Below are 13,504 nucleotides of genomic sequence, written 5' to 3'. Positions count from 1 at the left end.
GACCGCACAGGTGAACGGCCGGTCCGCGGCGCCTGCGAACGTAACCGCGCGGAACATTGTGAGCAAGATGTGCGACGAGATTGTTTACAATACTCGGAACGATTCGGCCCGGCTGCCGGTGAACGCGGCAGCCGGGTCCGGGTGTCAGTGTCCGTGACTGCCTGAGGACTCGCGTACGTCCGTCGGCTCGCCGTCCGCGGTTGTCGCCGGCGCCTCCGCCGCTCCTGCCCGGACGGTGAACGCCGCGGTGCGGACCTTGCCGTCGTGCTTGAAGTCGAGGAAGAGCCGGTAGGTGCCGCTGCTCGGCGCCGTGGCCGTGAACGAAACGGCCGGGCCGGGTTCGGTCGTGCCGTCGCCGGGTTCGCCGCTGGGGTGGACGTGGAGGAGGCACCGGCACGGACGCCGCGATCGAGGCGGGCGACCTGACCCTGGTACGGGGTGACCTGCGCGCCGCGGCCGACGCCATCCGGCTCGCCCGCCGCACCCTCGGCACGATCCGCACCAACCTGTTCTGGGCCTTCGCGTACAACGTGGCCGCCCTGCCGCTCGCCGCGGCCGGCCTGCTCAACCCGATGCTCGCCGGAGCCGCCATGGCCTTCTCGTCGGTGTTCGTGGTCGGCAACTCGCTGCGGCTGCGCGGCTTCCGGGCGGCGGGCTGAGCCGTCCGGTCGGGGGCGGCCTCGGCGCCCCCGACCGGACGTGTCACCTCAGCCGAAGGCCTTCACGGCCTGGTAGTACGTCCACGCCGTGCTGTTGCAGGCGGTCTTCGTGCCGCCGCCGTAGCCGGCGCACACCCGCTTGAGGTCCTCGTAGAAGGCGCTGTCGAGGCGGGTCTTGTTGGCGCTGAAGGCGCCTGCGGCCTTGTAGTTGCGGTAGCCGAAGTCGTGCCGGGCGCAGGACATCCGGAAAGGGAAGCCGAACGGGTTGTCCGGCGAGGAGGAGCAGTAGTCGGTGCTCCAGTCGAACGCGTACGCGCCCCAGGCGGACTGGTTCGCGCGGGCAGCGGCCCAGGAGTTGTAGCTCGACGCGCTGGTCTGGGTCCAGCTCGCAAGGACCTGGGGCTTGTCGGCGGGAGCGGCGTCGGCGGCCGCGGCGGTGCCGACGACGGTGATCAGGGCCAGAGTTGAGGCGGCCATTGCGGTGGCGAGTCTGCGGTGCATCCCACACCTCCATGAGACTGCGGCCCGTCCGTCGGGCCGCAGGTTCATGACAAGATGATTGACACCCCAAGTGCCCTTTCACACCCCAAGTCCTCTAATTGACCATTAACTCTTGGATATACCGGCGAAACGGACGTCGACGGCGGTCAGTGCCAACGCCAGCGGCCCCGGCGCAAGGAAGGCGAGCGGCACCAGCATCCACGCACACAGCACCGCCGTCGCCACCGCGAGCAGCACCAGGGCGGAGCCACCCGGATCCGCTACGACGTCCCGCGCGGCCCCGCGCAGGGCGGCCGGCCAGTCGGTGAGCGACTCGGGGCGGGCGCAGGCCCGCAGGCCCACCACAAGGGCGCCCGCGCCGATCGCCGCGGCCACCACCGCGAACAGCGGCGCCCCCGGCAGTCCCGCCCCGGCCAGCGCGAGGTCCGCCACGAACAGCAGCGCACCCGCCAGAGCGACGGCCCCCGCCGCCAGGTCGCCGGCCCGCAGCCGCCGCCGCAGGACCGCGAAGTACCGTCCCGCGGTGGCGGGTTGGCCCTCCCCCACACCCCGCAGCACCGTGCACGCGCTGGACAGCGCGGCCGGGGCGGTCACCAGCGGCAGACAGACCACCGCCGTGGCCAGGCCGACGCTCAGCACGTCGGCGAACAGGGTCATCCGGGGCCCGAAGAGCTCGCCCGGTTCACGCGTTGGCATCTCACTCATCGTCGCTCACCCCTTGAGTCCGGAGCTGGCCATGCCCTCCACCAGGAAGCGCTGGAAGGCGAGGAAGAACAGCACGATCGGCAGCAGCGCGATCACCGACATCGCGAACATCGGGCCGAAGGACGACTGGCTGGAGGCGTCCACGAACGACCTGAGGGCGAGGGTGAGGGTGAACTTCTCCGGGTCGAAGAGGTAGATGAGCTGGGTGAAGAAGTCGTTCCAGGTCCAGATGAAGGTGAAGATCGCCGTGGTGATCAGCGCCGGCCGGGTGAGCGGCAGGACGACCTGGAAGAAGCTGCGGAAGGGGCCGCAGCCGTCGATGCGGGCCGCCTCCTCCAGCTCGCGCGGCAGACCGCGCATGAACTGCACGATGAGGAAGACGAAGAAGGCCTCCGTGGCGAGGAACTTCGGCAGGATCAGCGGCCAGTAGGTGTTCACCAGGCCGAGCTGGTTGAAGATGATGTACTGCGGGATCAGCACCGCGTGGTGCGGCAGCATGATCGTCGCGATCATGAAGGCGAACAGCGGGCCGCGGAAGCGGAAGCGCAGCCGGGCGAAGGCATAGGCGGCGAGCGAGCAGCTGATCACGTTGCCGAGGACCGCGCCGCCCGCGATCAGCAGCGAGTTGGAGAGCAGCCGCCAGATCGACACGTCGTTGACGCCGTCCATGGCCGTCTTGTAGTTGGTCCATTCCAGGTGGCTGGGCAGCAGGTCGAGGCTGGCGATGACCTCGTCGGCGGGCTTGAGCGAGGTCGCCAGGAGCCAGGCCAGCGGGTAGAGCATCACCAGCAGGGCGGCCAGGCAGCCGAGGTGCAGGGCGACGCGTCCCAGGCGAACGGGCTTACGGGGCACGGTGGTTGATGCGACGGTCATCGGGCTCCCCCATCAGTGTCGGACGCGTAGAAGACCCAGGAGCGCGAGGTGCGGAACAGCACCGCCGTGACGACGCCGATGACGAGCAGCAGTACCCAGGCCATGGCGGACGCGTAGCCCATGTGGGAGGCGACGAAGCCGCGGTCGTAGAGGTACATCGTGTAGACGAGGGTCGAGTCGGCGGGGCCGCCCTTGCCGGCGCTGACCGCGAAGGCGGGTGTGAAGACCTGGAAGGCCTGGATGGTCTGGAGGACCAGGTTGAAGAAGAGGACCGGGGACAGCATCGGCACGGTGACGGACAGGAACTGCCGCCATTTTCCGGCTCCGTCGACGGCTGCCGCCTCGTACAGCTCGGCGGGTATCTGCTGGAGGCCCGCGAGGAAGATGACCATCGGGGCGCCGAACTGCCACACCGTCAGCAAGGCCACCGCCAGCAGCGCCCAGCCGGGCTTGTTGACCCAGCCGCCGGTGCCGAGCAGGTTGTCCACCGTGCCGCCGTCGTTGAAGACCGCGCGCCAGACGAGGGCGATGGACATCGAGGCGCCGAGCAGGGACGGCGCGTAGAACGCGGACCGGTAGAAGGCCTTGCCGCGCCTCATGGACTTCAGGGCCAGCGCGACGACCAGCGCGAGGGCCAGTTGGAGGGGCACGGCGATGACGACGTACGTCAGGGTCGTCACGACCGAGCGCCAGTAGCGCGGGTCCTCGGTGAACATCTGCGTGTAGTTTCGCAGGCCGACCCAGCGCGGTGGGTCGAAGAGGTTGTAGTCGGTGAAGGACAGGTACAGCGACACGACCATCGGCAGCAGGGTGAGCACGATCGCGCCGAGGACCCACGGGGAGAGGAACACCCAGGCGGCGCCCTGGCGTTCGCGCTTCGGGCGGCGCTTTTGGACCGGGGCGGAACGCTTGGGCCGGGCGGTGGACGCGGGGATGTCGGTGGTGGTCATGACCTCAGCTCCGCCTTCGCCTCGGTGACGTAGTTCTCGGCCGCCTCGCGGGGCGACATGCGCTCGTACGACACCTGGTCGTAGTCGCGCTGGAAGGTGGTCTGCAGGGCGTTGTCGCCGGAGGGCGGGGCCTGTGGCGGATCCTTGAGGGTGCCTTCGAGGGAGGCCTGGTAGTCGGCGACGGTCTTGTCGAAGTCCTTGAGCTGGGAGGCCGTCTGCTCGCGGATGGTCTCGTTGACGGGGATGCCGCGGGTGGCGCCGAGGATCTTCGCCGCGTCCGGGTCGTTGAGGAGGAAGTCGACGAGCTGCGCCGACTCCTTCGCGTGCCCGGTGTTGGCGGAGACGCCGAGGAACATGGACGGCTTGAAGTACTGGCCGGGCGTGCCGTCCTCGCCGGACGGCATCGGGGCGAGGGCGACGCCGCTCGGTATGAGGGCAAGGTAACCGCTGGCCGGGGCGTCCCAGTTGGTGTCGGAGAGGGCCGTGCCGCGCCCGAGCGGAGTGTTCTCGACGGTGCCGTCGATCTGGGTGGTCTGCTCGGCCGACGAGACGGCACCTTCGCGTCGGAGCCGGTCGGTGAAGGTCCACCACTCGGTCAGGTCGTCGGCGGTGAAGCCGAGTCCGCCGTCCTTCGTGTAGAGGGCCTTGCCCTGGCCGCGCAGCCAGACCTCGAAGGCGTCCTCGCTCTGGCCGGGGTCGGTGGCACCGGGCTTGCCGGTCTTCTGCGCCAACGCCCGCACGGCGTCGGCCCAGTCGTCCCAGGTCCAGCCCTGGCGCGGGAGCGGAACACCCGACTCCTTCCAGGTCTTGACGTCGTAGACGACGGTCTCGGTGCCGCGGCCCTGCGGGACGGCGTACTGCGTGCCGTCGACCCGGCCGGTGGCGAGCAGTCCCTGGTCGATCTCCGAGGTGTGCAGTACGGCCCGCTGCTTGGCCAGGTCGAGCAGGACGCCGCCGGACGCGTACTGGTCGATCTGGCGGTAGTCGAGCTGCATCACGTCGGGTGCGTCGCCGCCCGTGGCCTGGACGGCGAGCTTCTGCTTGTAGGCGTCGTAGCCGGAGAACGACGTCTGCACCTGCACGTTCGGGTGGCGTTTCTCGAACAGGGCGACGGCCTGCTCGGTGCGTTCCGCTCGGTCGGGATTGCCCCACCACGTGTAGCGCAGCACGGCCTTGCCGCCGCCGGCCGATTCCCCGGATCCCCCGCAGCCGGCCAGTACCGCACAGAGCGCTAGTGCGGCGGCCGATGCGCAGAACCCCTTTGTCCTGTGTCCGGGCATGCCGAGGTCACCTCTTCCCTTCCTCGGACCTTCTCTGACGCCCCCCTCGGCCCCCCCTTGGTGCCCCGGTTACTCGCCCCGGTGCGGCAGTGTCGTCCCCGGCAGGTTGTACTCGTCCCGCCGGCCGCACATCCCGAAGCCGCCGAGCCGGGTCGGTGCCGCCTCGTACGCCGTCGCCTCCCCGAGGTACGCCGGCTCGCCGTCCGCCAGCGCGTCCAGCTGGGCGCCGGTGCGTTCGGCGGTGGCCAGCGCACCGGCCCGCCACAGCTCGCGCCAGGCGGGCACCTTGGCGCGCACCAACCGGGCCGCGGCGCGCTGGAACTCGGCGTACGGGCCGTTGTCCCCGGCGACGAGCGCCTCACGCAGGGCGAGGTAGCCCTCGACGGCGAGGTCCCGGCGGCGCCGGGCTGCCGCCGCCGTCTCCTGACCCGTGCCGGGCGGGAGGGTCGCCGCCGCCGCGTACTTCCCGGCGTCGGCGAGTACCTCGGGCGGGAACGTGAAGACGGCGTCCCCGGCCTCCGGCAGACCGCTGTTCTGCATCAGCACGGTGATCCGCAGATCGCCGCCCTGCACCATCCGGTGCACGGTGCCCGGCGTGAACCAGGCGACCGAGCCCGGCTCCAGGGGAATGTCCCGGTAGCCGTCGGGGCTCAGCGTCTGCACCGCGCCCCGGCCGCCGGTGACGACGTACGCCTCCGTGCACACCAGGTGCAGATGCGGGCTGCCGCCGCACACACCGTCGGCGGCCTCCCAGTCGTAGGCGCTCAGGTGGGACAGGCCGACGGCGCCGGGAAGCGGGTGCGGGAGAGTCGGTTTGGGCTCGCTCACCACGGCAGGCCCTCCAGGTACGTGCCGACGCGGTCACCGTCCCAGGCGCCGTCGGCGACGACCACCCGGTAGCGATACGCGAAGGACTCCCCCGGCGGCAGCTCGAACTCCTCGAAGAACGCCCAGGAGAACGCGACCGTCGGGAACGGCTCGGAGCGCACGAACCAGTGCGACTCGTGGACGGCCGTCTTCGCGTCGAGGTTCTCCGGCGCGTGGGCGAAGACGAGCGTGGAGTGCCCGTCGGCCTCGTCGTGCTCGGTGGTGAAGGCGAGCCACGGGCTCTGGCTGCCCATCAGCTTGTCCGCGTCGGCGTCGGTGTCCGGGCCGAAGACGGTGCCGCCGGTGAAGTCGCGCGGCCCGCGCCACTGCAGGCCCGTGTAACCGGCCATCTCGCGCCCGGCGGTGGTCGGGGAGCCGAAGGCGAGGGGCTCGTCGCGGAGGTTGGTGAGCCGGATCGACCAGTCGAGGGCCCAGGCACCGGTCTCCTCGTCGACCGAGTGGACGGCGAGAGCCCGCTCCTCGCGCGCCCATTCCGCGCCGCCGTTCTCCACCCAGGTGAGTTCCTCGGTGAAGGCGAGCCGTTCGTCCTCGACCGTGAACGCGGGGAAGCCGTCGTGCCGCATCGAGCCGACCCGCTCGGGCAGGGGGAGGTAACCCTGGCCGTGGACGTAGCAGTTGCCGCCCCAGAAGTTCTGGCCGGACAGATGGCTCGCGGTCATCTGCAGGCCCTTGTGCCAGCGGTGGTCGTTCGGGCGGTAGCCGGTGACCGTGCGTCCGGCGAGGGTGCGGACCGGGTGGGCATACGGCTTGCGGGACTCGAAGGCGTCGGGGTCGGGGCGGTAGACGTACCGGAGGATCTCCGTGCCGTCCGCCGCCTCGACCGCGATGTGCTCGCCGTGGACGTGGCTGACGCGGATGCTCATGCGCGCTCCTTGGGGGCCCAGTGGGGGTGGTCGCCGTGCATGGCCGGGTAGAACGGGTCGCCGGGTGCGATCTCGCCCGCGTGCACCGGGTTGCCGGTGAACGCGGCCTTGTAGAGGGCGGCGGCGAATTCGAGGGTCGCGCGCGCTTCGGTGCCGCTGTTGGGGGGCCTGACACCGTTGTCGTACGCGTCGAGGAGCGCGCCGAGCTGCGCCGTGTGGGAGCTGGGCACGTCCGAGGCGGGGGTGCGCCAGGCCTCGGCGCGCTCGGCGGCCACGTGCGGGGCGGGGGTGTAGGCCCAGTCCTGGTTGCGGTGCCCGTACAGGTGGGTGAGCTCGACCGTCGCGTCCGCGCAGTCGATGCGGATGCGGCTGACCTCGTCCGGGGAGAGCACGCTGTTGACGACGGTGGCGAGGGCGCCGTTCTCGAACCGGACCAGGGCCGTGGACACGTCCTCGCTCTCGGTGTCGTGGACCAGCCGCGCCGCCATGGCTCGGATCTCCGTCCACGGGCCGAGCAGGTGCAGCAGCAGGTCGTACTGGTGGATGCCGTGGCCCATGGTGGGCCCACCGCCCTCCGTGGCCCACTTGCCGCGCCACGGCACGGCGTAGTAGGCGGCGTCGCGGTGCCAGGTGGTCTGGCAGTGCGCGACCCGCGGGGCGCCCAACTCGCCGCTCGCGATCAGTTCGCGGGCGTGCACCGCGCCGGAGCCGTAGCGGTGCTGGAAAACCACGGAGGCGTACGCGCCCGAGGCCTCCTCGGCCGCCGCGATCTCGTCGTACTCGGCGAGCGACAGGGTCAGCGGCTTCTCGCACAGCACCCAGGCGCCCGCCTTCAGCGCGGCCACCGTCTGCTCCCGGTGCAGGGACGGCGGCGTGCCGATGAGCACCAGGTCGGGGCGTACGGCGTCCAGCATCGCGTCCATCGACGTGTGTCCGGCGACCTCACCGCCCGCGAGTGCCCGGAACTGCTCGAGCCGGTCCTGGTCCACGTCGACGGCGGCGACCAGTTCCACCCGGTCGGCGTGGGCTCTGAGGGCGGGCAGGTGGCTGCCGCTGACGATGGCACCAGTACCGACCACGGCGACGCGGCGACGGGCTGGGAGCGGGGGCATGCAGTTCTCCTGGTACGGCCGGCGGACGCGCAGAAAGCGCTTGCTCCGAGCGAGCCTAGGTGCCGAGGAATGTCCGGACAACCCCCCTGCAGTGATGTTGGAAGGCCTCGGCCGCCGTCGGCTCCGGCGACCGCGGCGGATCCGCGGCGGTGTAGCGGCCTACACCTCGGTTTCGGGAGCGCGCTCTCTCGTGACAGCGGGCCGACGACGGGATCGTTGACCTCACCAGGGCCGACGCCCCCGACCGGGCACCCGAGGCCCCTCCGAAAGGAAGCTCCCATGAAGACACTGCTCTCCTCCGAGCCCGCCCTGTGGTTCCTGTTCCTGTTCAACCTCACCGTCGCCGCGGCCGCGCCGTTCTTCGTCGACGGTGCGCAAGGACTGATGACCGGCGTCGGCATGGGTGTCGTCTCGATCGGTGCGGGCGCGGGCCTCCTGCGCAGCCGCGGACAGCGGCAGCACGCCTGACGCGATTTCAGGTGGCGCACCTGGCCGTGGTGCCGCTGGACACCGAGCGGGCCCGCGCACGGCACCAGGCGGGCGCTCGTCGTGCGGTCCTCCTCCGCTCATGAGGACACTGAGGACTCTTCCGTGGCGGGGCGCTTCGACTCCGTGCTGGATGTGCGCGGCTGGGAGGAGTTCACCACCGCCGTGCGGACCGTCCTCGACTCCGCCCGCCGCGTGCAGCCGCTGCGTCCGCCCGCGGACGCGCCGGGACCAGGAGACGCCCGACTCGGCGAGCACGACCATGGTCTTCCAGGTTGTTCCTGTTCAACCTTGGAGACCAAGGCCGCGGGAGGGGACACGGCCCTGCGGCTCGCCGCGCAGGACCTCTGGGAGACCTGCCGCCGATCCACCGCCGCGCAGAACGACGACGACGCCACGCTGAGCCGAATGAAGGACGGCGTCTACACCGGCGTGATCCGGCCGCCCTGCCCGAGCACGACGTGATGCGGCTGCGCGGCTGCATCGATGGACGCGAGCACCGACCGCACCAGCGCTGCCGTGCTGGGCGAGGGGCAGGCGCACTCCCGGGACTGAGCCATGTCGACGCGGAGGAGCGGTCGGTTCAGGTTCCGTGGGTGACTCGGATCTTGGACTGGCCGTGCGGGAGTTCCTCCCAGTCGTCCATGAAGCGGGCCCGCAGCCCGTGCTGTTCGGCCAGGGCCACGAGCGTCTCGGTGCGGTAGTAGAAGTCCTCCCGGAGGACGTGGTGCTCCTCGCCCTCGGTGCGGTCGAAGCTGAAGTCGAACCAGCCGCCCGGCGCGAGCACCCGGCCGACGTGGGCCAGGCACTCGTCGATGACCGGGAGCGGCGAGTGGGAGAAGACGCTGTGCGCGTGCACCACGTCGAAGTGGGCGTCGGGCAGGAACCGCAGCGTCAGGTCGCGGACCGGGGTCAGCGTCGGGAGCCGCTTCTGCAGGCCCATCTCCACGATGGTGGCCTGCGCGGCGACGAGGATGTCGGGCGAGATGTCGATGCCGTGGTAGTGCCCGGGCTCCAGGTACCGGATGAACCGCCAGCCGCCCCGCAGGTTGCCGCAGCCGATGTCCAGCATGCGGTGTTCGGGGCGCAGCCCATGGCCGAGGAGATAGTCGAACTGCATCGCCCCGAGCGCGAGCCACCGCTCACGGCTGCGGCTGCCGACCGCCGCGTCCGGGTCTGCCCGGGTGTCGGACCGCATCACGGCGCGGTAGTAGGAGACGTGGTCGGTGTAGCGGCGGCGCAGCCACAGGTCCCGGGCGGCGCGGGCCAGGTGGCGGGGCACCCGGTCGGGATGGCGCAGGGCGTAGCCGACGCGGTGGCCGAGGGCGGCGCGGTTCGAGTTGAGGTTCTTGGCGGGCATGTGGTCTCTGCCTTTTCGAGCGGTACGAGGTCTGGGTACCAGCCTCGGTGCGGGATCGCTGCGGTCGCCTCGGTCGACAGTCTGCCGTCCTGAAGCGGTTCGGGCGACCGGTGGGTCAGCCGATCGGTTGATGCGGCCCGGCGCCGGACGCGTTAGACACGGAGGATGAGAGACACCGATCCGGACGAGCGCTGGCTGGGCGCGGTCGTGCACGCCGCGTTCTTCCTGCTGCTCGGCTCCTCGTTCGCCCGCTTCTTGACCCGCGACCAGGGCGGCGCGCACACCGGGTGGGTGGTGGCGCTGTTCGCGGTCTTCGGGCTGCTGTACGTCCTCGGTCGCTTCCTGGCTCCGGCGCCGCGCCCCGGCTCGCCGCCGACCAGACGTCATCTGGTCTGGCTGGGCTCGGTGTCCGCAGTCTGGCTCGTGCTCCTCGCCCTCGCGCCGAGCGCCACCTGGTGCGCGATGCCGCTGTTGTTCGCCGGTCTGCACGCGCTGCCCCCGCGGATCGCGGTGCCGGTGGCGGCCGCGCTCACCGCGCTGGTCGTGGCCTCCGAAATACGCGTCGCCGAGGGCACGTTGAACCCCAACATGGTCGTCGCCCCGCCCGCTGTCGCCGCGGTCGCCACCGCCGTGATGGTGCATCTGCAGCGCCAGGGGGCCCGGCAGCGCGTCCTGATCGACGACCTGGTCCGCACCCGTCACGAACTCGCCGTCACCGAGCGCCGGGCGGGTGTCCTGGCGGAACGCCAGCGGCTGGCCACGGAGATCCACGACACCCTCGCGCAGGGCCTGTCCAGTCAGCAGATGCTGCTCCAGGCCGCCGGGCGCGTCTGGGGGACGGACCCGGACGCGGCCCGCGTACACGTCCGCAGGGCGGCGGAGATCACCTCCCGCAGCCTCGTGGAGGCCCGCCGGTTCGTGCACGACCTCGCGCCGGCCGACCTCGCCGCCCACACGCTGCCGGGCGCGCTCGCCGTACTCGCCGAACGGGAGAGCGGCCCGGGGCTGACCGTGGAGTTCCGGCTCGACGGCGAGCCGGGCCGACTGCCGGAGCGGGTCGAGGCGGCGCTGCTGCGGATCGCCCAGGGAGCGCTGGCCAATGTGCGCGAACACGCGGCGGCGACCCGGGCCGCGCTCACCCTGACCTGCCTGGACGACCAGATCTCGCTGGACGTCGCCGACGACGGGCGCGGATTCGAGGCGGATCCCTCGCGCACGCTCTCCGGCCCGGGCGCGGACAGCGCACGCGGGCACGGGCTGCCCGCGATGCGCATCCGGGCGCGGCAGGCGGGCGGCACGCTCACCGTGGAGTCCACGCCGGGCGAGGGCACCGTCGTGTCGGCGGCGATCCCCCTGGCGCCCTCGGCCGCCACGGTCCGGTCCGCCTCGGACACCCCGAAGGAGCCCGCCCTGTGACGCCCGTCCGGCTGCTGTTGTGCGACGACCACGCCGTGGTACGTGCGGGGCTGCGCGCCCTGCTGTCCAGCGCCGACGGCATCGACGTGGTCGGTGAGGCGGCCACCGGCGAGGAGGCGCTCGCCATGGCCGCGCGGCTGCGCCCCGACGTCGTACTGATGGACCTCGAGCTCGGCGGCGGGATGGACGGCGTGACGGCCACGCGGCGCCTGACGTCCGACGGTGCCCAGGGGCCACGTGTCCTGGTGCTGACGATGTTCGACACCGACGCCGACATCACCCGCGCCGTCGAAGCGGGCGCCACCGGCTACCTGCTGAAGGCCGAGCACCCCGACGAACTGTTCACGGCGATCCACAACGCGGCCGCCGGGCGCACGGCCCTGTCGGGCCCGGTGGCCGACCGGTTGATGACCCGGCTGCGCAGCCCGCGCCCCGCCCTGTCCACGCGCGAGCAGGAGATCCTCGGGCAGCTCGCGCGCGGCCTGGGCAACCGGGAGATCGCCCGGGCCCTGTTCATCAGCGAGGCGACGGTCAAGACCCATCTCGGGCGGATCTACGGCAAGTTGGGGGTGGACACGAGAGCCGGTGCGGTGGCGGTCGCCAAGGAGAGACGGCTGCTGGCGTGACGGCCGGAAGGCCTCCCCCGGCGTACGGTCCCTCGTCACCGGCGCTGGGCGCGGGCCGCCTCTCCCGTCCGCAGTCCCTCGGACCGTCCGCGGAAGCGGTAGCGGCGCTCGGGCCGCCCCGTCGCCCCGTAGCGGAGGGACACGTCCGCGCTGCCGATGGTGTGGAAGTGCTCCAGGTAGCGGCGGGCGCTGACGCGGGAGACGCCGGAGAGGGTCGCGCACTCGGCGGCGGACAGGGAGCCCTCCGCCTCCCGCAGCGTGCGTTCGATCAGCTCGGCGGTCTCCACGCTCATGCCCTTGGGCAGCGCGCCGACCGCCGACGCCGGGGCGGCCGCACCCGCCAGCACCCGGTCCACGTCGGCCTGGCTGCGGACGACGGTGGCGAGCAGCCGGCCCCGCTGCACGGCGTAGCGCTCCAGGCGGACGCGCAGGTCCTCGAAGTCGAAGGGCTTCAGGAGGTAGTCGACGACGCCGTGCCGGGCGGCGCCGCGCACCGCGTGCGCCTCCCGGGCGGCGCTGATGACCATGACGTCGCAGTCGTGGCCCGCGGTGCGCAGCCGGGGAATGACGTCCAGACCGAAGAGGTCGGGCAGATACAGGTCGAGCAGGACGAGGTCCGGACGCAGTTCGTCGACGGCGAGGGCCGCCTGCTCGCCGGTGTGGGCCACGCCGACGACCCGGAACGGCGCGACCCGTTCCACGAAGGCGCGATGGACTCTGGCGACCATGAAGTCGTCGTCGACGACGAGCACGTCGATCGTGTCGGTCGTCCCGGTCGAGGCAGTCATCGAGGCGCTCCTTCCGCCACCGCGTCGGTGAGGTGGCTGACGGTCATGCGTGCGGTGAACATGGCCCCGTCCGGGGTGTTGGTCACCGAGATCTCACCCCCGTGACGCTCGCAGACCAGGCGGGTGAGCGCCAGACCGATGCCGCGCTCGCCCTCCCGGGCGGCCTTGGTGGTGAAACCGTGCGCGAACACCTCGCGGGCGAGTTCGGGTGCGACGCCCGGGCCGGAGTCGCGGACCACGATCTCCACGCTGGAGGCGTCCTGGCGCAGTTCCACCTCGACCCAGGCGTCGTCACCCTCCTGGGCGGCAGCGGCGTCGACGGCGTTGTCGACGAGGTTGCCCACCACGGTCGCCACGTCGGCGGCGTCCTCCGGGGTGAGCCGGTCCAGCGCGGTGCGGTCCGAGATCCGCAGACTGACCCTGCGCTCGGCGGCCAGGGAGGACTTCGCCATGAGCAGGGCGGCGACGGCGGTGTCGCGGACCCGGCGGCTGAGGGAGACGTCGAGTGACTGGCGGCGGCGGTTGAGCGCGCGGATGTAGTGCACGACCTCGTCCTGCTCGCCGATCTGGATCAGTCCGGAGATGGTGTGCAGCTGGTTGGCGAACTCGTGGGCCTGGGCGCGCAGCAGTTCGGAGGAGCTGCGGAAGGATCCGATCTCCCGTTCCAGCCGGGCCAGTTCGGTGCGGTCGCGCAGGGTGGTGACGGAGCCGAGCGGGCGGCCGTCCTTGGCGACGGTCATCCGGTTCATCACCAGCACCCGGCCGTGCCGGACGACAACCTGGTCACGCCGGTCGTCGGCCGTGCCAACCGGGTCACCCCCGTCACGCCGACCACCAGCCATGCCCTCCCGGCCACCCCCGTCACCCCGACCACCAACCATGCCCTCCCGGCCACCCCCGTCACCCCGACCACCAACCACGCCCTCCCGGCCACCCCCGTCACCCCGACCACCAACCACGCCCTCCCGGCCACCCCCGTCACCCCGACCACCAACCA

At 71.8% G+C, this 13,504-nt stretch carries 14 protein-coding genes and 3 pseudogenes; 5 read left to right on the top strand and 12 right to left on the bottom strand.

The genetic code is table 11. The annotated features are described in order from the left end of the window. Positions 1–144: 144 nt before the first annotated feature. Positions 145–384 (bottom strand): annotated as a pseudogene (locus AC5P09_RS17365) (DUF8832 domain-containing protein); the annotation flags it as partial. Between AC5P09_RS17365 and AC5P09_RS17360 the strand changes: the two are divergent. Next, positions 375–659: pseudogene (locus AC5P09_RS17360) on the top strand (heavy metal translocating P-type ATPase); the annotation flags it as partial. The pseudogenes AC5P09_RS17365 and AC5P09_RS17360 overlap by 10 nt on opposite strands. Before the next feature lie 48 nt (positions 660–707). Here the strand turns inward: AC5P09_RS17360 and AC5P09_RS17355 are convergent. The 8 genes from AC5P09_RS17355 to AC5P09_RS17320 all read right to left on the bottom strand — a co-directional run bounded on the left by AC5P09_RS17355 (position 708) and on the right by AC5P09_RS17320 (position 7,831). After that, positions 708–1,160 carry a phospholipase gene (locus tag AC5P09_RS17355; RefSeq protein WP_493874778.1) on the bottom strand — a complete coding sequence of 151 codons (453 nt, stop codon included), beginning with the start codon at positions 1,158–1,160 and terminating at the stop codon, positions 708–710. Between the two features lie 105 nt (positions 1,161–1,265). After that, the gene (locus AC5P09_RS17350) at positions 1,266–1,865 is read right to left on the bottom strand and encodes a hypothetical protein (RefSeq protein ID WP_493874777.1); all 600 of its coding nucleotides are present in this window, start codon (positions 1,863–1,865) and stop codon (positions 1,266–1,268) included. Between the two features lie 6 nt (positions 1,866–1,871). Further along, positions 1,872–2,738, bottom strand: coding sequence for a carbohydrate ABC transporter permease (locus AC5P09_RS17345; protein ID WP_493874776.1), 867 nt, complete (start codon positions 2,736–2,738; stop codon positions 1,872–1,874). Further along, positions 2,735–3,688, bottom strand: coding sequence for a carbohydrate ABC transporter permease (locus tag AC5P09_RS17340; protein WP_493874775.1), 954 nt, complete (start codon positions 3,686–3,688; stop codon positions 2,735–2,737). Before AC5P09_RS17340 ends, AC5P09_RS17345 begins: the two co-directional genes overlap by 4 nt. Further along, entirely contained in the window at positions 3,685–4,968 is a 1,284-nt protein-coding gene (locus AC5P09_RS17335) for an ABC transporter substrate-binding protein (RefSeq protein WP_493874774.1), read from the bottom strand. The genes AC5P09_RS17340 and AC5P09_RS17335 overlap by 4 nt, the downstream gene beginning before the upstream one ends. A gap of 69 nt (positions 4,969–5,037) precedes the next feature. Further along, on the bottom strand, positions 5,038–5,799 hold the full coding sequence (locus AC5P09_RS17330) for a cupin domain-containing protein (RefSeq protein WP_493874773.1): 762 nt from the start codon (positions 5,797–5,799) through the stop codon (positions 5,038–5,040). After that, complete coding sequence (locus AC5P09_RS17325) at positions 5,793–6,719, bottom strand: DUF6807 domain-containing protein (protein ID WP_493874772.1); 927 nt, start codon at positions 6,717–6,719, stop codon at positions 5,793–5,795. Before AC5P09_RS17325 ends, AC5P09_RS17330 begins: the two co-directional genes overlap by 7 nt. Further along, positions 6,716–7,831, bottom strand: a complete 1,116-nt coding sequence (locus AC5P09_RS17320; RefSeq protein ID WP_493874771.1) for a Gfo/Idh/MocA family protein — start codon at positions 7,829–7,831, stop codon at positions 6,716–6,718. The genes AC5P09_RS17325 and AC5P09_RS17320 overlap by 4 nt, the downstream gene beginning before the upstream one ends. A gap of 279 nt (positions 7,832–8,110) precedes the next feature. Here AC5P09_RS17320 and AC5P09_RS17315 point away from each other — a divergent pair, with 279 nt between their 5' ends. Both AC5P09_RS17315 and AC5P09_RS17310 read left to right on the top strand, forming a co-directional pair. After that, complete coding sequence (locus AC5P09_RS17315; RefSeq protein ID WP_493874770.1) at positions 8,111–8,299, top strand: hypothetical protein; 189 nt, start codon at positions 8,111–8,113, stop codon at positions 8,297–8,299. Between the two features lie 78 nt (positions 8,300–8,377). Then, positions 8,378–8,782 (top strand): annotated as a pseudogene (locus AC5P09_RS17310) (PEP/pyruvate-binding domain-containing protein); the annotation flags it as partial. Between the two features lie 118 nt (positions 8,783–8,900). Here the strand turns inward: AC5P09_RS17310 and AC5P09_RS17305 are convergent. Continuing rightward, entirely contained in the window at positions 8,901–9,677 is a 777-nt protein-coding gene (locus tag AC5P09_RS17305; RefSeq protein WP_493874769.1) for a class I SAM-dependent methyltransferase, read from the bottom strand. Between the two features lie 165 nt (positions 9,678–9,842). On the opposite strand from AC5P09_RS17305, the gene AC5P09_RS17300 reads away from it, so the two are divergent. Further along, positions 9,843–11,093 (top strand): sensor histidine kinase, encoded by a 1,251-nt coding sequence (locus AC5P09_RS17300; RefSeq protein WP_493874768.1) that lies wholly within the window; start codon positions 9,843–9,845, stop codon positions 11,091–11,093. Next, the gene (locus tag AC5P09_RS17295) at positions 11,090–11,719 is read left to right on the top strand and encodes a response regulator (protein WP_266444820.1); all 630 of its coding nucleotides are present in this window, start codon (positions 11,090–11,092) and stop codon (positions 11,717–11,719) included. The genes AC5P09_RS17300 and AC5P09_RS17295 overlap by 4 nt, the downstream gene beginning before the upstream one ends. 35 nt (positions 11,720–11,754) lie before the next feature. Here the strand turns inward: AC5P09_RS17295 and AC5P09_RS17290 are convergent, their stop codons facing one another. Together AC5P09_RS17290 and AC5P09_RS17285 are read right to left on the bottom strand one after the other, a co-directional pair. After that, positions 11,755–12,507, bottom strand: a complete 753-nt coding sequence (locus AC5P09_RS17290) for a response regulator (RefSeq protein ID WP_493874767.1) — start codon at positions 12,505–12,507, stop codon at positions 11,755–11,757. Beyond that, the coding region (locus tag AC5P09_RS17285; protein WP_493874766.1) for a sensor histidine kinase at positions 12,504–13,504 on the bottom strand (1,001 nt) is incomplete at its 5' end. The genes AC5P09_RS17285 and AC5P09_RS17290, both read right to left, overlap by 4 nt.

This window comes from Streptomyces sp. a15 (assembly GCF_059026085.1).
This window is presented reverse-complemented; position numbering and strand designations above follow the sequence as displayed.